The sequence below is a fragment of the Thermomonas fusca DSM 15424 genome (assembly GCF_000423885.1).
GTDB classification, from domain to species: Bacteria; Pseudomonadota; Gammaproteobacteria; order Xanthomonadales; family Xanthomonadaceae; genus Thermomonas; species Thermomonas fusca.
The window spans coordinates 81,111-97,647 of sequence record NZ_KE384101.1; the positions used below are offsets into that span (position 1 = coordinate 81,111).

The 16,537-nt window shown below is 69.5% G+C and carries 10 protein-coding genes and 1 riboswitch; of the genes, 5 read left to right on the top strand and 5 right to left on the bottom strand.

Going from position 1 to position 16,537, the window contains the following annotated elements; translation table 11 throughout:
• Nucleotide 1: 1 nt before the first annotated feature.
• A riboswitch (S-adenosyl-L-homocysteine riboswitch) is annotated at nt 2-87 on the bottom strand.
• Between the two features lie 102 nt (nt 88-189).
• Complete coding sequence (locus tag G582_RS16840) at nt 190-714, top strand: redoxin domain-containing protein (protein ID WP_051247293.1); 525 nt, start codon at nt 190-192, stop codon at nt 712-714.
• 4 nt (nt 715-718) lie between these two features.
• On the opposite strand, the gene G582_RS0113730 is transcribed toward G582_RS16840, so the two are convergent.
• Nucleotides 719-2,578 (bottom strand): ATP-binding cassette domain-containing protein, encoded by a 1,860-nt coding sequence (locus G582_RS0113730; protein ID WP_028840302.1) that lies wholly within the window; start codon nt 2,576-2,578, stop codon nt 719-721.
• Nucleotides 2,579-2,715: 137 nt separating this feature from the next.
• On the opposite strand from G582_RS0113730, the gene G582_RS0113735 reads away from it, so the two are divergent.
• The gene (locus tag G582_RS0113735) at nt 2,716-4,677 is read left to right on the top strand and encodes a GGDEF domain-containing protein (RefSeq protein ID WP_038054360.1); all 1,962 of its coding nucleotides are present in this window, start codon (nt 2,716-2,718) and stop codon (nt 4,675-4,677) included.
• Nucleotides 4,678-4,772: 95 nt separating this feature from the next.
• Here the strand turns inward: G582_RS0113735 and metK are convergent, their stop codons facing one another.
• Entirely contained in the window at nt 4,773-5,984 is a 1,212-nt protein-coding gene (metK, locus tag G582_RS0113740; protein WP_028840304.1) for a methionine adenosyltransferase, read from the bottom strand.
• Between the two features lie 200 nt (nt 5,985-6,184).
• Between metK and olsF the strand changes: the two genes are divergently transcribed.
• Together olsF and G582_RS16850 are read left to right on the top strand one after the other, a co-directional pair.
• The gene (gene olsF, locus G582_RS16845) at nt 6,185-7,933 is read left to right on the top strand and encodes a bifunctional ornithine lipid synthase OlsF (RefSeq protein ID WP_038054363.1); all 1,749 of its coding nucleotides are present in this window, start codon (nt 6,185-6,187) and stop codon (nt 7,931-7,933) included.
• A 48-nt stretch (nt 7,934-7,981) separates the two neighbouring features.
• Nucleotides 7,982-8,815, top strand: a complete 834-nt coding sequence (locus G582_RS16850) for a UDP-2,3-diacylglucosamine diphosphatase (protein ID WP_051247295.1) — start codon at nt 7,982-7,984, stop codon at nt 8,813-8,815.
• Nucleotides 8,816-8,845: 30 nt separating this feature from the next.
• Here G582_RS16850 and dusB read toward each other — a convergent pair whose 3' ends face one another.
• From dusB to G582_RS0113770, 3 genes are all read right to left on the bottom strand, one after another.
• Complete coding sequence (dusB, locus tag G582_RS0113760; RefSeq protein WP_028840305.1) at nt 8,846-9,844, bottom strand: tRNA dihydrouridine synthase DusB; 999 nt, start codon at nt 9,842-9,844, stop codon at nt 8,846-8,848.
• 25 nt (nt 9,845-9,869) lie between these two features.
• A complete protein-coding gene (gene recQ / locus G582_RS0113765) occupies nt 9,870-11,684 on the bottom strand; it encodes a DNA helicase RecQ (RefSeq protein ID WP_028840306.1) in 1,815 nt (604 codons plus the stop codon).
• A 208-nt stretch (nt 11,685-11,892) separates the two neighbouring features.
• A complete protein-coding gene (locus tag G582_RS0113770) occupies nt 11,893-12,429 on the bottom strand; it encodes a Dps family protein (RefSeq protein WP_028840307.1) in 537 nt (178 codons plus the stop codon).
• 93 nt (nt 12,430-12,522) lie between these two features.
• Between G582_RS0113770 and hrpA the strand changes: the two genes are divergently transcribed.
• Entirely contained in the window at nt 12,523-16,503 is a 3,981-nt protein-coding gene (gene hrpA / locus G582_RS0113775) for an ATP-dependent RNA helicase HrpA (protein WP_051247297.1), read from the top strand.
• Nucleotides 16,504-16,537: the final 34 nt, after the last annotated feature.

Sequence of the window (16,537 nt, forward strand, 5' to 3'; positions counted from 1 at the left end):
GCGGTCACGGGCGCCGTTGTTGGACATCGCCGAGCCTGGTGGTCGGCGGGGTTGGACCCGGCCTCCATCGCAGCGCCCCTCGGCGGTCGCGCATTGTATCGCAGCATCGCGATGGAGCCATGGGTAGCGATGGCTGGCCACTGCCGCCGTGCGGGCGCAGACTGGCCGCGTTGCAGCGGCGAGGCACGCATGGCGATCGATACGCAAGCTCCGGAATGGCAGGTTTCACGCTGGTTCAACGCGCCCGCGCCGCTGTCGCTGGCCGCGCTGCGCGGTCGCGTGGTGGTCATCGAGGCATTCCAGATGCTGTGCCCCGGCTGCGTCTCGCACGGGTTGCCGCAGGCGCAACGGGTGCGGCAGGTGTTCGCGCGCGAGGATGTGGAGGTGATCGGCCTGCACACCGTGTTCGAACACCATGCGGCGATGACGCCGGTGGCGCTGGAAGCATTCCTGCACGAATACCGGATCGGCTTCCCGGTGGGCGTGGATGCAGCGTCCGAGGCGGGCGCGATCCCGCGCACCATGGCCGCCTACGGCATGCGCGGCACGCCGACGCTGCTGCTGGTCGACCGCGTCGGCCGCCTGCGCCAGCACCACTTCGGTCAGGTGGAGGACCTGATGCTGGGTGCGCAGATCGCGATGTTGGCGGCGGAACCCGTGCCTGGCCCGGCAACGGGTGGTGCGGCCTGCAGCGTGGACGGCAGCTGCGACTGACGGATCAGCCGCCCAGCGCTTCCCAGCGCGCGTAGGCGGCGTCCAGTTCGGCCTGCAGCGTGGCCAATTCGACATTCGCGCGCTGCTGGGCAGCGGCGTCCTGCTTGTAGAAGGCGGCATCCTGCATGGCGGCGCTGCGCGTGGCGATGTCGGTTTCCAGCTGCTCGATCTTCGCTGGCAGCAGCTCCAGTTCGCGCTGGTCCTTGTAGCTGAGCTTTATCTTCGCGGGGGTGGGCGCGGAAGGTGCTGCCGGGGCCGCTGCCGCTGCTGTCTGCAGCTGCATCTGCGCCTGCGGCCGCTGCCGCAGCCAGTCGCTGTAGCCGCCGACGTATTCGCCCAGCCGGCCACCGCCTTCCAGCGCCAGCGTGCTGGTGACGACATTGTCGAGGAAATCGCGGTCGTGGCTGACCAGCAGCAGGGTGCCCTGGTAGTCCAGCAGCAGTTCTTCCAGCAGCTCGAGGGTCTCCACGTCGAGGTCGTTGGTGGGTTCGTCCATCACCAGCAGGTTGGACGGCTGCGCGAACAGCCGCGCCAGCAGCAGGCGGTTGCGCTCGCCGCCGGACAAGCGGGTGATTGGTGCGCGCGCGCGTTCCGGGCTGAACAGGAATTCCTGCAGGTAGCCGATGATGTGCTTGCGGCTGCCGTTGATCTCGACGAAGTCGCGCCCGCCGGCCACGTTCTCCAGCGCGCTGCGGGTTTCGTCCAGCTGGCTGCGGTGCTGGTCGAAATAGGCGATCTGCAGGTTGGTGCCCATCGCCACCGTGCCGGTATCCGGCGTCAGTTCGCCCAGCAGGATCTTCAGCAGGGTCGACTTGCCGGAGCCGTTGGGGCCGATGATGCCGACCTTGTCGCCGCGCAGCAGCACGGTGCTGGCATCGCGCAGGATCACCTTGTCGCCGAACGCCTGCGACACCCCGGTCATCTCGATGACCTTCTTGCCGGAGGATTGCGCGCTGGCGGCCTCCATCTTCACCTTGCCGGTGAGTTCGCGGCGCGCGGCGCGCTCGCGGCGCATCGTCTTGAGTGCGGTCACCCGGCCTTCGTTGCGGGTGCGGCGGGCCTTGATGCCCTGGCGGATCCACACTTCTTCCTGCGCCAGCAGCTTGTCGAAGCGCGCGTTCTCCTGCGCCTGCGCGTGCAGGCGTTCCTCGCGGCGGCGCAGGTAGTTGTCGTAGTCGCCGGGCCAGCTGGTGACCTGGCCGCGGTCGATTTCGACGATGCGGGTGGCCAGCGCGCGCAGGAAGCTGCGGTCGTGGGTGACGAAGACGATGCTGCCGTTGAAGGATTTGAGGAAACCTTCCAGCCAGTCGATCGCCTCGATGTCGAGGTGGTTGGTGGGTTCGTCCAGCAACAGGATGTCGGGCGCACGCACCAGTGCCTGTGCCAGCAGCACGCGTCGCTTCATGCCGCCGGACAGCGCGGCGAAATCCGCGTCCTCCGGCAGTTCCAGCCGCTCCAGCACCTGCTGCACGCGGCGATCCAGGTCCCAGCCGTGCTGCGCTTCGATCTGCGCCTGCGCGTCGGCCATCGCATCCATGTCGCCGTCGTGCACGGCGTGGTGGAAGCGTGCCAGCAGCGCGCCCAGGTCGCCCAGCCCCTCGGCCACCACGTCGAACACGCTGCCGTGGGTGTCCTGCGGCACTTCCTGCGCCATCCGCGCGACCACCACGCCGCCCTGCACGCGCAGCTCGCCGTCGTCGGGTTTGATGTCGCCGGCCATCAGCCGCATCAGGGTGGATTTGCCGGCGCCGTTGCGGCCGACGATGCAGACGCGTTCGCCGGGTTCGATGGTCAGGTTGACCTGTTCGAGCAGCAGTGGGCCGCCGACGCTGAAGTCGACGTTCTGGAATTGGAGGAGGGGCATCCGGCCATTTTACGCGGCCGGCAGGATGAGCGGGGCGCGTGGCTTGCGTGCCCTTGGCCCACCCGCCAGACTGACCGCAGGCACTTGTTGGTCATGACCCGGCCATGCACTGGACGTCCGCTGCGTGTATCGCATTGATGCTCGCGCTGCCCGTGAGGGCGGCGGACGGGGCGATCACCGTGAAGGCGCTGGAAGCGCAGCCGAAGATTCCCGCCGAGTTCGCCAGGATGACGTATCCGCAGCGGATCGAATGGCTGGAGCTTCAGCTCGCCAGCACCACCGATCCCGTGCGTCGCTACCAGCTGGTGTCGGAGCGCGCGATGCAGCAGTACTTCCAGGGGAACAGCGCAGGGACCCTGGCCGATTGCCGGCGGGTCGCGCCGGCCGCTTTCGACCTGCGCTACCGCCTTGCCTGCGCGTCCACCGGCGACGGTGACCTCAAGGGTCACGCCCATGAGCTGCTGGAGATCCACGCCGATGCCATCAAGGCGGGCGACATCGACCTCGCCACCAAGGCGCTGTCGTCGGCGGCGTGGGCGCAGTCCGAACTGGGGGACATCGCCGGCGCGTTCCAGTCGTACGAACAGGCCCTGAAGCTGGCCGGGAAAGCGCTGCCGGAAACGCTGATCGACGTGACCTTGAATACCGCCACCCTTTACGTGGTGCATGGCGACCGCGAATACGTCAACAAGGGTATTGCCCTGCAGGAAGACGCAATCGCGCGGTTCCGCGCGATGAAGAAGCAATACCCCGGGGATGCCGACTACTTCGACAGTGTCATCACCCTGACCCAGTTCAACGCCGGCGTGGCCCATGCCTTGCACCTGCAGGACTACGCCAGGGCATTGCGTTGGCTCGGCGAGATGGACCCGCGGCAGACCGAGTTCCGGCAGGGCGCGCTGGTGTTCTCGGCGCTGTCGGCGGCGGAACTGGGGCGCACGGCGCAGGCGCGCGAGTGGCTGCGGCAATCCCGCGAAACCCCCGCCAGTGCGGAGACGGATACCGCCTACCTGGCTTGCTACCAGCAGCTGGTGCAGCTCAAGCTGGACGGGCAGGCAAAGCTGGCGCCGTGCCGCGACCTGTCGCCGAAGACGCCGCTGGAGGTCAGTCTTGACCTCTACAAGCGCCTCGCAATCCTTCCTCATCCGGACTGGCGGCTGGTGGGGCTGGATGGCCTGCACCGGCTGTTCGTGCAGACGCTGGAGCCACAGCTCAAGCAGAGCGCCATGCGCGGGGCCTCGCGCGCCGAACTCAGCCGTCTGCAGCTTGAGTCGAAGCTGGTGGGCCAGTTGCTGGAGAAGGAACAGGCGCTGAAGCGCGCCGAACAGGACAAGCTGGCCACCCAGCGCCTGCTGGCGGTGGCAGCGGTCGCCATCCTGCTGCTGGTGTTGCTGGTCATCGTGCTGCGCCTGCGGCACAACCGGAAGCTCGCCCGCCAGTTCCTGTCGATGAGCCTGGAGGACGGGCTGACCGGACTGCGCAACCGGCGCTATTTCGAGCACAACGTCGGGCGCGAGATTGGCCTGGTCAAGCGCGCTTGCCATGAAGGCGCCGCGCATTCGATCGTGTTCTGCCTGTTCGATATCGATCATTTCAAACGGATCAACGACCAGCACGGCCACGAGGCGGGTGACCGGGTGCTGGTGGAGTTCGCGCGCCGGATCCAGGGCGCGATCCGCGACACCGACATGCTGGTGCGCTGGGGCGGCGAGGAGTTCCTGCTGGTGGCACGCGTGGCCCATGCGGGCGAGGCGTGCCGGATTGGCGACCGCATCCGCGCGGCGGTCTCCAGCGCGCCCTTCGTCCTTGCCGGTGGGGCTTCGTTGGACGTGACCTGCACCAGCGGCATCGTGCCCTATCCGCGGATGGAAAGCGGCGAAGCGGCGGATATCCCCTGGCAGCGGCTGGTGCAGCTTGCGGACGCCGCCATGTACCTGGGCAAGCGCAAGGGGCGGGATGGCTGGGTCTGCATCGACAGGCTCCCTGACATCGGCGCGCTGGACCGGATCCTGGCGCAGGACCTGGAGGTGTCGCTCCGGGAAGGCCTGGTCGAGCTGAGCGACAGCAGTCAAACCTCCGCCCGCGCCGGGGCTGCGTGAGCGACGCGCCACCGGGCTCTCCGATCCCGGCTGCACCAACGGAAACGGGCCGCATCGCTGCGGCCCGTTTGCGTATCGCCTGGTCGAAGTACGGCTTACTTCAGCTTTGCCGCCTTGCGCAGGGCCTCGGCCTTGTCGGTCTTCTCCCACGAGAAGGCGGTGGCCTTGTGCTTGTTGCCCTCGCCGTCGGTGTAGCTGATTTCCTTCGGCTTGCGGCCGAAGTGGCCGTAGCTGGCGGTGGGCTGGTAGATCGGGTGCTCCAGGTCCAGCATGCGGGTGATCGCATACGGGCGCAGGTCGAAGTGCGCGCGGATCAGCTTCTCGATCACGTCGTCGCCGACCTTGCCGGTGCCGAAGGTGGTCACCGAGATCGAGGTCGGCTGGGCCACGCCGATGGCGTAGGACACCTGCACCTCGCACTTGTCGGCCAGGCCGGCGGCGACGATGTTCTTGGCCACGTAGCGCGCGGCGTAGGCGGCGCTGCGGTCGACCTTCGACGGATCCTTGCCGGAGAACGCGCCGCCGCCGTGGCGGGCCATGCCGCCGTAGGTGTCGACGATGATCTTGCGCCCGGTCAGGCCGCAGTCGCCCACCGGCCCGCCGATCACGAACTTGCCGGTCGGGTTGATGTGCACCTTGTTCTTCGGCAGCGCTTCCAGCCACTTCTTCGGCAGCACCGGGGCGAGGATGTGCGTGCGCACGGCCTCGATCAGGTCCTTCTGCTTGATGTCCGGGTCATGCTGGGTGGACAGCACCACCGCATCGAGGCCCAGCACGGTGTTGCCGTCGTAGCGCAGGGTGACCTGCGACTTGGCGTCCGGGCGCAGCCACTTCAGCTTGCCGCTCTTGCGCACCTTGGCCTGCTGCTCCACCAGCCGGTGGCTGTAGTACAGCGGCGCCGGCATGAACTCGGGGGCTTCGTTGCAGGCATAGCCGAACATCAGGCCCTGGTCGCCCGCGCCCTGGTCTTCCGGCTTCTTGCGGTCCACGCCCTGGTTGATGTCGGGCGACTGCTTGCCGAGCATGTTGATGATGGCGCAGGTGTGGCCATCGAAGCCGACGCTGGAATTGTCGTAGCCGATGTCGTTGATGACCTTGCGCGCCAGCGCCTCGATGTCCACCCACGCGCTGGTGGTGACTTCACCGGCCACGATGGCGGCACCGGTCTTCACCAGCGTCTCGCAGGCCACGCGCGCCTGCTTGTCCTGGGCCAGGATGGCGTCCAGCACCGCATCGGAGATCTGGTCGGCGATCTTGTCCGGATGACCTTCGGAGACCGATTCGGAAGTGAACAGATAGCTGGACATTTCTTATATCCCTGCATTCGGATGAAAAGATGGGTGCGAATGATACAGCGACACGGCTGGATGTGCATCCTGCCCTGTTTCCGGCCAGCGGGGTATTGGGCGCGCGTTAAGCCTGCCGTCACCGCCGGGTAACCCGCGTGAAACCGGACTGTCCCGGTTGCCACGCAGGCTGTTGCCCAATACGGCGGTGACCCATCGCGATGATCGAGCTCGAACAGCGCCTGCAGCAGCGTTTCCCGCACTGGTTCCGCGGCCGCCGCGCCGCGCTGGCCCGGCCGCTGCTGCGCGGCATCGCGCGCTGGTCGCGGCTGGACGAGATCGATGCCTTCCTCGCCGCCAACCGGCATGTGCGCGGCTTCGACTTCGTCGCCGTGGCGATGCGCCACCTGGGGGCGGGGTACGAGGCCAGCGATGCGGACCGGGCGCGGATTCCGGCGCATGGGCGGCTGCTGATCGTCGCCAACCATCCGTCCGGGGCGCTGGATGCGCTGGCGCTGCTGGACCTGGTGGGGCAGGCGCGGCGCGATGTGCGCATCGTCGCCAACGATTTCCTGTCGGCGCTGGGCGGGCTGGGCGATCTGCTGCTGCCGGTGCGCATCCTCGGTGGACGACCGGCGCCGGACAGCCTGCGCGCGGTGCGCGCGGCGCTGGCCCGCGGCGAATGCGTGATCGTGTTCCCGGCCGGGGAGGTCTCGCGCCTGGGCCCGCGCGGGATCCGCGACGGCCGCTGGCGGCGCGGCTTCCTGCGTTTCGCCCGCGCCTGCGCTGCGCCCGTGCTGCCGGTGCGCATCGATGCGCGCAATTCGATGCTGTTCTACGGCGCTTCGGCGCTGTTCAAGCCGGTGGGCACGGCGCTGCTGGCGCGCGAGATGTTCGCCCGCCGCGCCCGCCGGGTGCTGCTGCGGGTAGGCACGCCGCGGGCGATCCCGGCCGATGCCGGCGACGCGGTCCTGCTGCGCCAGATCCGCCGCGAGCTGTACGCACTGGGCACCCGCCGACAGCGCATGGAGCAGGCGGGCAACGGGGGCCCCGAGCCGGTGGCCGCAGCGGGCGATCCCGCGCTGGTCGGCACGGCGGTGGCCGGGCTGCGCCTGCTCGGCCAGACCGGCGACGGCAAGCAGATCCGGGTGGGCACGCTGGCGGTGGATTCGCCGCTGCTGCACGAGATCGGCCGGCTGCGCGAGCTGACCTTCCGCGCGGTGGGCGAGGGCACCGGCCGCCGGCTGGACCTCGACGCCTGGGACAGCTGGTACGAACACATCGTGCTGTGGGACGAGGCAGCCGCCCGCATCGCTGGCGCCTACCGCATCGCCCGCGGCGCGCCGGTGCTGGCGGCGCACGGCCTGCGCGGGCTCTATACCGCCAGCCTGTTCGACTACGGCGAGGACGCGCTGGCGCGGATCGCCCAGGGTATGGAGCTGGGGCGCAGTTTCGTGGCGCAGGACTACTGGGGCAGCCGCAGCATCGACTACCTGTGGCAGGGCATTGGCGCCTACCTGCGCGCGCATCCGCGGGTGCGCTACCTGTTCGGCGCGGTCTCGATCAGCGCCGCACTGCCGGCGGCGGCGCGTGCGCAGATCGTCGCCCACTACGCGCATTGGCACGGCGGCCCGCAGGGCGATGCGGTGTCGCGCCGACCGTTCCACTACGAGGCCGCCAACCCCGCCGATGCCGCGCTGGACGCCGACACCGCCTTGCGCGTGCTGAAGGCCAACCTCGACGTGCTGGGCGCGCAGGTGCCGATGCTCTACAAGCAGTACGTCGAGCTGTGCGAGCCGGGCGGGGCACGCTTCCTCGCCTTCGGCGTCGACCCGGACTTTAGCGATTCCGTGGACGGGCTGATCGAGGTCGACATCCAGCGGATGCGGCCGAAGAAGCGCCAGCGCTATCTCGGCGCGGCGAATCCCGCATCCGCATCGGTGGCCGCTACGGCTGGCGCGGCGGGCTAGGTGGACGCCGCCGGCCGCAGCGGCAGGCGCGCAAGCCCCGCAACGGCGGTGGTCCGCGCGGTGCCGCCGCCGGCGTCGCGGCGCGCGGTCTTCATTTCGGACGTGCACCTGGGGGCGCGCCATTGCCACGCGGCCGAGCTGGCCGATTTCCTCGCCGGACTGCGCTGCGAGCGGCTGTACCTGGTGGGCGATATCGTCGACCTGTGGTGGATGGCGCAGCGGCGCGCCTGTTGGGGCGCCGCGCACAACCGCGTGGTGGAAGCGCTGCATGCGCTGCACCGGCGCGGCACCGAGCTGGTCTATATCCCCGGCAACCACGACCGCCCGATCCGCCGTTTCTGCGGGCTGGCGCTGCCGGCGATGCGGGTGCGTCGGCGCGCGGTCCACGTCACCGCCGACGGCCGCCGCCTGCTGGTGACCCATGGCGACGACTACGACGCGGTGACGCACTTCGGCAGCCTGCAGGAAAAATTCGGCGACTGGCTGTACTACCGCATCCTCACCGGCAACCAGTGGCTGAACGCCCTGCGCGGACGGCTCAGGCTGCGCTACTGGTCGCTGTCGGAGTTCCTGAAATCGAAGAGCGGGGCGGCCGAACGCTACATCGGGCGCTTCGTGCAGGCCGGGCTCGACGACGCGCGCCGGCGCGGGCTGGATGGCATCGTCTGCGGGCATATCCACCGTGCCGCGCTGTTGCAGCGCGATGGGCTTGTCTACGCCAACGACGGCGACTGGGTGGAAAGCCTGAGCGCGCTGGTCGAAGAAGCCGACGGCACCCTGCGCCTGCTCTCGCATCTGGGCCAAGTGTTGGCGGAAATTCCGCCGCGCGTGCGGTCGGCGCAATTGCCCGCCCACAATGGCCGCGAGGCGGAAGCCGCATGAATCGATGCCGGCGTTTGTCGGTGCCGACGTTCAGGCCGCGGCCGGCAGCGCGGGCGTGACGCCGGCGGCCAGCGCGTCGAAATAGTCCCGGGTCAGCCGCAGCTGCGCGTCGGCGGTCTGCGCGCGGTTGACCACGCTGCGGAAGGCCGCGTTCTCCGGCCGGTCCTTCGCATACCAGCCCAGGTGCTTGCGGGCGATGCGCACGCCCATCTCTTCGCCATAGAACGCATGCAGGGCTTCGAGGTGGCCGAGCAGGATGCCGCGCACCTGCGCTGGCGCCGGTTCCGGCAGCTGTTCGCCGGTGCGCAGGAAATGGGCGACATGGCCGGGCAGCCACGGCCGGCCCTGCGCGGCGCGGCCGATCATCACCGCATCGCAGCCGGTCTTGTCCAGCACGAAGGCGGCCCTCTGCGGCGAGTCGATGTCGCCGTTGGCAACCACCGGGATCTTCAGCATCGCCTTGACCGCGGCGATGGTGTCGTACTCGGCCTGCCCGGTGTAGTGCTGGTCGCGGGTGCGGCCATGCACGGCCAGCGCGGCAATGCCGGCGTCCTCGGCGATGCGCGCGATGTCCGGCGCGTTCCGGTTGTCCGCGCTCCAGCCGGTGCGGATCTTCAGCGTCACCGGCACGTCCACCGCGGCCACCACCGCCTCGACGATCCGCGCCACCAGGTGCGGGTCGCGCATCAGCGCGCTGCCCGCCAGCACGTTGCACACCTTCTTGGCCGGACAGCCCATGTTGATGTCGATGATCTGCGCGCCGTGGTCGACGTTGAAGCGCGCCGCCTCGGCCAGCGCGGCCGGGTCGGTGCCGGCGATCTGCACGCTGACCGGATCCGGTTCGCCGACATGGTCCATCCGCGTGCGCGACTTGCTGGTGTTCCAGAAGCGTGGATCGGAAATGGTCATCTCCGACACCGCAAGCCCCGCGCCAAGGCGCTTGCACAGCAGCCGGAACGGCTTGTCGGTCACGCCCGCCATGGGCGCGAGGATCACCTTCGGGTCGATCAGGTGGGGGCCGATGCGCATGTACGCATTGTAGTGGCCCGACTTCTCAGGCCGCGGTCAGCGTGGCGATCACCTCGTGCCCGTAGCGTTCCAGCTTGGCGGCACCGACGCCGCCGATACCGGCCAGCGCATCAAGGTCATGCGGTTGGGCCAGCGCGATCGCGCGCAGGGTGGCGTCGTGGAAGATCACGTAGGCGGGAAGATTCTGTGCCCGCGCCACTTCCGCGCGCCAGGCACGCAGGGCGGTGAAACGGGTCGCCGCGTCCTCCGGCAGATCGAGTGGTGCGGGCGTGGCGCGCGTCCCGCCGTTGCCGCGCGACCGCCGCCGTTCCGCCTTGGGCGCCTCCATGCGCAGGTGCAGGCTGCGCTCGCCGCGCAGCAGCGGGGTGGCCTCGGCGGTCAGGCGCAGGGCGCCATGGCTTTCCAGATCGGCCTCCAGCAGGCCGGCTGCCAGCAGCTGGCGGAACACGCCGCGCCACTGGCGGGCGTCGAGGTCGCTGCCGATGCCATAGGTGCTGACGCCGTCGTGGCCGAACTGGCGCACCTTGGCGGTGTCGGCACCGCGCAGCACGTCCACCACGTGCGCGGCGCCGAAACGCTGGCCGGTGCGGTACACGCAGGACAGCGCCTTGCGCGCGGCTTCAGTGGCGTCCCAGGTGCTTGGCGGTTGCAGGCAGTTGTCGCAGTTGCCGCAGGCGCCGGCGTGCGTTTCGCCGAAGTACGCCAGCAGCGTCTGCCGGCGGCAGGCAGTGGATTCGCAATAGCCGATCAGCGCATCCAGCTTGCCGTGCTCCAGTCGCTTGCGCTCGTCGCTGGCGTCGCCCTCTTCGATCATCCGCCGCAGCAGCACGGCATCGCCCATGCCGTAGGCCAGCCACGCCTCTGCAGGATCGCCATCGCGGCCGGCGCGGCCGGTTTCCTGGTAATAGCCTTCCAGTGATTTCGGCAAATCCAGATGGGCGACGAAGCGCACGTCGGGCTTGTCGATGCCCATGCCGAAGGCAATCGTGGCCACCATCACCACGCCGTCCTCGCGCAGGAAGCGCCGTTGCCGTTCGGCGCGCGTGGCCGCATCCAGGCCAGCGTGGTAGGCCAGCGCCGGGTAGCCCTGGCCGGCCAGCAACTCCGCGGTGGCATCCACCTTGCGCCGCGACAGGCAATAGACGATGCCGCTTTCACCGCGGTGGCCGTCGAGGAAGTTGAACAGCTGGCGGCGGCCGTCGTCACGGGCCACCGCGGTGTAGCGGATGTTGGGGCGATCGAACGAGCTGACGAACTGCTGCGCGTCCTGCAGCGCCAGCCGCTCGACGATCTCGCGTCGGGTCGGCGTATCGGCGGTGGCGGTCAGGGCGATCCGCGGCACCTCCGGCCAGCGTTCGTGCAGCAGCGTGAGCTGGCGGTACTCGGGGCGGAAGTCGTGGCCCCACTGCGACACGCAGTGGGCTTCGTCGATCGCGAACAGGGCGATCCGGGCGCGCTCCAGCAATCCCAGGAAGCGCGGGGTCAGCAGGCGTTCCGGCGCGACGTAGAGCAGGTCGAGTTCGCCGGCGGCGAACTGGCGCTCCACCTGCGCGGCCTCGCTCGCGTCGAGACTGGAGTTGAGGAAGGCGGCGCGCACGCCCAGCTGGCGCAGCGCGTCCACCTGGTCCTGCATGAGTGCAATCAACGGTGACACCACCACGCCGCAGCCCTCGCGCAGCAGCGCCGGCAACTGGTAGCACAGCGACTTGCCGCCGCCGGTGGGCATCAGCACCAGAGCGTCGCCGCCGTCGACCACCCGCGCCACGATTTCCTGCTGGCGGCCGCGGAAGGCGTTGTGGCCGAAAATGCGGCGAAGGGTGTCTAGAGCGGGGTCGGACATGCCACAAGGGTAGCAAGCGGGGCGATGCCGTCATCGGACATCTTCCCGGTCTGCGGTCGGTTTTTGCGTGTTCGGGCGCAATCGCAGCCGGAAATACCTCGCAGGGAGTCGCCGCACCGGAGCCATTCCAAGTCGCTCCCCGATACTCGCTTGGTTGGAATGGCCCCGGTGCGGCGACTCCCCTCCGGACCTGCTCGCTGCGGGGCGCCTACTGCAACAGCGACCGCAGCATCCACGCGTACTTTTCGTGGGTCTGCAGGCGCTGGGTCAGCAGGTCGGCGGTGGGGTCGTCGTCGCCGGCATCGGCCACCTTCAGGATCTTGCGGGCGGTGCGGCAGACCGCTTCGTTGCCGTCCACCAGCTGCTGCACCATGTCGTGCCAGGCCGGCGCGGCAGTCAGGCCGGGTTCTTCCCGGATCGAGGACAGGCGGGCGAATTCGGAATAGCTGCCGGGGGCGTTGAAGCCCAGCGCGCGGATGCGCTCGGCGATCTCGTCCAGCGCGGTCCACTGCTCGGTGTACTGGGTCTCGAACATGACGTGCAGGGCGTTGAACATCGGCCCGGTCACGTTCCAGTGGAAGTTGTGGGTCTTGAGGTACAGCGTGTAGCTGTCGGCGAGGAAGTGCGACAGGCCGTCGGCGATGGCGGCGCGGTCCTTGGCGCTGATGCCGATGTCGATGTCGGCGGCGCTGGCGGCCGGGGCCTTGGCTTTCGCGGACTTGCTGGGGGTCTTGCTCTTGGGCATGGCGGACTCCTTTACACGCTTCGGGGGGAACTTGCGGCGACAATACGCGGATTCTGCGCCCGTCTGCAGGCGAACAAGCACGTTGTTGGAACCATGGTGTCTGACCAATCGAACATCAAGCCGGCACCCGCCGACGCCCTGCATCGGGCCCGCCGCGACATCGATGGCGCGCTGACCCGCGACCGCGGCCGCCTGCTCGGCCTGCTGGCGCGCTGGCAGGCCAAGCCGGGCGATGCGGGCATGCGCGAGGCGTTCGCAGGCAAGTTGCAAGCATCGCGCGCCGAACGTGAGCGCCGCGTCGCCGCGCTGCCTGCGGCCATGGTGGATGCGACGTTGCCGATCGCCGCGCACGCCGACGAGATCGTGGCGCTGATCCGCAAACACCAGGTGGTGGTGATCGCCGGCGAAACCGGCAGCGGCAAGACCACCCAGCTGCCCAAGCTGTGCCTGCTGGCCGGGCGCGGCGCGGCGGGCCTGGTCGGCTGCACCCAGCCGCGCCGGATCGCCGCGCGGTCGGTGGCGCGGCGCGTGGCCGAGGAACTGCAGGTGCCACTGGGCGGCACGGTCGGCTTCCAGGTCCGCTTCAACGATGCGGTCAGCGAGCAGACCGCGATCAAGTTCATGACCGACGGCATCCTGCTGGCGGAAATCCAGAACGACCGCTGGCTGTCGAAGTACGACACCCTGATCATCGACGAGGCGCACGAACGCAGCCTCAACATCGATTTCCTGCTGGGCTACCTGAAGCAGCTGCTGCCGAAACGGCCCGACCTGAAGCTGGTGGTGACCTCGGCCACCATTGACACCGCCCGTTTCGCCGCGCATTTCGGCGGTGCGCCGGTGGTCGGCGTGGAGGGGCGCGGCTATCCGGTGGAGACCCGCTATCGCCCGCTGGAGGGCGAAGGCGAGGAGGGCGGGCAACGCAGCATCATCGATGGCATCGTTGCGGCCTGCGACGAGATCATGCGCGACAAGGGCATCAGCGACACCCTGATCTTCCTGCCCGGCGAGCGCGAGATCCGCGACGCACACCAGGCGCTGGAGAAGCGCAAGTACCGCCATACCGAAGTGCTGCCGCTGTACGCGCGGCTGTCGGCCAAGGACCAGGACCGGGTGTTCCATCCGGGCCCGCAGCGGCGCATCGTGCTGGCCACCAACGTGGCCGAGACCTCGCTGACAGTGCCGCGCATCCACTACGTGGTCGATCCCGGCGTGGCCCGCGTCAAGCGCTACAGCCCGCGGCAGAAGCTGGACCGCCTGCATATCGAGGACGTCTCGCAGGCCAGCGCCAACCAGCGCGCCGGCCGCTGCGGTCGCATCGCCCCGGGCACGTGCATCCGCCTGTATTCGGAAGCGGATTTCGCCTCGCGGCCGGAATTCACCGATCCGGAGATCCGCCGCGCCGCGCTGGCCGGGGTGATCCTGCGGATGCTGTCGCTGGGTCTGGGCAGTATTGAAAGCTTCCCGTTCCTGGAGCCGCCCGATCCGCGCGCGATCGCCGACGGTTGGCAGCAGCTGAACGAGCTTGGCGCGGTCGATGCCCAGCGCAAGCTGACGGCCATCGGCAAGGCGATGGCGAAACTGCCGGTGGACGTGAAGCTGGCGCGCATGCTGGTGGCCGCGCAGGCGCAGGGGGTGGTGCGCGAGATGCTGGTGATTGCCAGCTTCCTCGGCATCCAGGACCCGCGCGAGCGTCCGTCCGATGCCCGCGCCGCAGCCGACGCCGCGCACGCGCAGTTTGCCGACGCCAAGTCGGAGTTCATCGGCATCCTCAAGCTCTGGCAGGCCTACCGCGAAGCGCACGAGGCAATGACCCAGTCGCAGCTGCGCAAGTGGGCCGATCGCAATTTCCTCGGCTTCCTGCGACTGCGCGAGTGGTGGGAGCTGCACCGGCAACTGAAGCTGCAGTGCGAGGAGCTGTGGCCAGGAGAAAAAGCGGGGTCAGAGTCGACTTTCAGTGCCGCGCGGAATGCCTCCGGGTCGAATTCGGGAAAAGTCGACTCCGACCCCGCTTTTCCTTTCGCGGCACTCCACCGCGCCCTGATCGCCGGCCTGCCCACGCAGATCGGAAATCGCGGCGACAAGGGCATGTACGACGGCCCGCGCGGGCGCAAGTTCCAGCTGTTCCCCGGCTCGAAGCTGGCGTCGAAGCCGCCGCCGTGGGTGCTGTCGGCCAACCTGCTGGACACCGAGAAGGTCTGGGCGCTGACCAACGCCGGCATAGAGCCGGACTGGGTCATCGCCGAACTGCCACACCTGCTGGCGCGACGCCAGCACGATCCGCACTGGTCGCGGGCGCAGGGGCGGGTGCTGGGCAGCGAGCAGATCAGCCTGTTCGGGCTGGTGCTGGCGCCGAAGCGGCCGATCCATTACGGCGCGCTGTTTCCCGAGGAGAGCCGCGCGATCTTCGTGCGCGAGGCGCTGCTGACCGGCGAGATCAACACTCGCAGCGCCTTCCTCGCGCGCAACCTGCGTACGCTGGAACTGGCGCAGCAGGAAGAGGCCAAGCAGCGCCGGGTCGGGCTGGTGGTGGACGAGGACTGGCAGGCGCGCTGGTATCTGGACCGGCTGCCCGCGCACGTGCACAACGCGCAGGCGCTGGATGCATGGGTCGGCAAACTGTCGAAGGACGAAAAGGCCGCGCTGGAGTGGTCGCGCGATGACCTGCTTGTAGCCGACCAGAGCGACGCCGCGCGCTTCCCGGCCTACATCGCGCTGGGCGATGCGCGGCTGGCGGTGCAGTACCGCTTCGAGCCGGGCGCGGTCGATGACGGCATGACAGTGGCGGTGCCGCTGCACCTGCTCAACGCGCTGGATGCAGCAAGGCTGTCGTGGCTGGTGCCGGGCTTCGTGGAGGACAAGGCGACGGCGCTGATCCGCACCCTGCCGAAGGCGCTGCGACGCAACTTCGTGCCGGCGCCGGATTTCGCCCGCGCGTTTGCCGAAGCCTTCGCCCAGCCGGACGCGGACGCGATCGAAGGCGCGCTGGCGAGGTTCCTGAAGAAGCTCTCCGGCGTGGACGTCTCCGCGCTGGATTTCGATGCCGCCGCCATCGAGCCGCACCTGCGCGCCAACCTGCGGCTGCTGGACGGCAAGGCGGTACTGGCCGAATCGCGCGATCTCGCCGGGCTGCGCAGCCGCTTCGGCGAGCGCGCGGCGCAGGCGTTTGCGCGCCACGCGGCGCAGGGCATGGCGCAGGCGGGCATGACCGCGTTCCCCGAAACGCCCGTTCCCGCCTCGGTGCCCGGAGCCGGCGGCGTGCCGGCGTATCCGGCGCTGCAGGACGATGGCGATTCGGTGTCGCTGGCGCTGCACGCGCAGCGCGAGGTGGCCGGGCGGCTGCACCCGCAGGGCGTGCGCCGGCTGCTGGCAATCGCGCTGGCCGACAAGCTGAAGCAGGCGCGCCGGCAGCTGCCGGCGCAGCCGAAGACCTCGCTGCTGTACGCCGCCATCGAGTCGGCCGCCCCGCGCCGCGACGGCTTGAAGGACGCCGACCGCCTGCGCGCCGACCTGGTGGATGGCGCCTTTGAAGCACTCACCGCCGACGGACTGCTGGAGGTGCGCGACGCCGAAGCCTTCGCGCAGCGCCGCGATGCCATCGCGCGGGAGCTGTTCGGCGAGGCCATGCAGCGACTCAAGCAGGCGGAAACCATCCTGTCGCTGGTGGCCGAAGTGCGCGCCAAGCTGGAATCGAAGCTGATCGGCTGGGCGCGCGCCAACCTCGACGACATGCAGGCGCAGCTGGAGGCGCTGGCCGCGCCGGGCTTCCTGCGCGACGTGCCGGCGCCGACGCTGGCCGAATACCCGCGCTGGCTGAAGGCGATGTCCTTGCGCGCCGAACGCGCCCAGCGCGACCCGGTGCGCGACCAGCAGCGCATGCTGGAGCTGGCGCCGTTCACCGCCGCGCTGGCCGCCGCCGACCCGGCCGACCCGCAGGCCCAAGCGCTGCGCTGGGAGCTGGAGGAGCTGCGGGTGTCGCTGTTCGCGCAGGAACTGGGCGCCAAGGGCGGCATCTCGCCGAAGCGGCTGGCCGCGCGGGTGGAACGGCTTGGCGCAAGCGGTGCGCGGCGCTGACTGCTGGCCGCTTCAGGTACCTCCCGCTACTGTA

Coding starts and splice junctions, on each gene's coding strand:
- G582_RS16840 (WP_051247293.1), top strand. CDS start 190: ATGGCGATCGATACGCAAGCTCCGGAATGGCAGGTTTCACGCTGGTTC.
- G582_RS0113730 (WP_028840302.1), bottom strand. CDS start 2,578: ATGCCCCTCCTCCAATTCCAGAACGTCGACTTCAGCGTCGGCGGCCCA.
- G582_RS0113735 (WP_038054360.1), top strand. CDS start 2,716: ATGCTCGCGCTGCCCGTGAGGGCGGCGGACGGGGCGATCACCGTGAAG.
- metK (WP_028840304.1), bottom strand. CDS start 5,984: ATGTCCAGCTATCTGTTCACTTCCGAATCGGTCTCCGAAGGTCATCCG.
- olsF (WP_038054363.1), top strand. CDS start 6,185: ATGATCGAGCTCGAACAGCGCCTGCAGCAGCGTTTCCCGCACTGGTTC.
- dusB (WP_028840305.1), bottom strand. CDS start 9,844: ATGCGCATCGGCCCCCACCTGATCGACCCGAAGGTGATCCTCGCGCCC.
- recQ (WP_028840306.1), bottom strand. CDS start 11,684: ATGTCCGACCCCGCTCTAGACACCCTTCGCCGCATTTTCGGCCACAAC.
- G582_RS0113770 (WP_028840307.1), bottom strand. CDS start 12,429: ATGCCCAAGAGCAAGACCCCCAGCAAGTCCGCGAAAGCCAAGGCCCCG.
- hrpA (WP_051247297.1), top strand. CDS start 12,523: ATGGTGTCTGACCAATCGAACATCAAGCCGGCACCCGCCGACGCCCTG.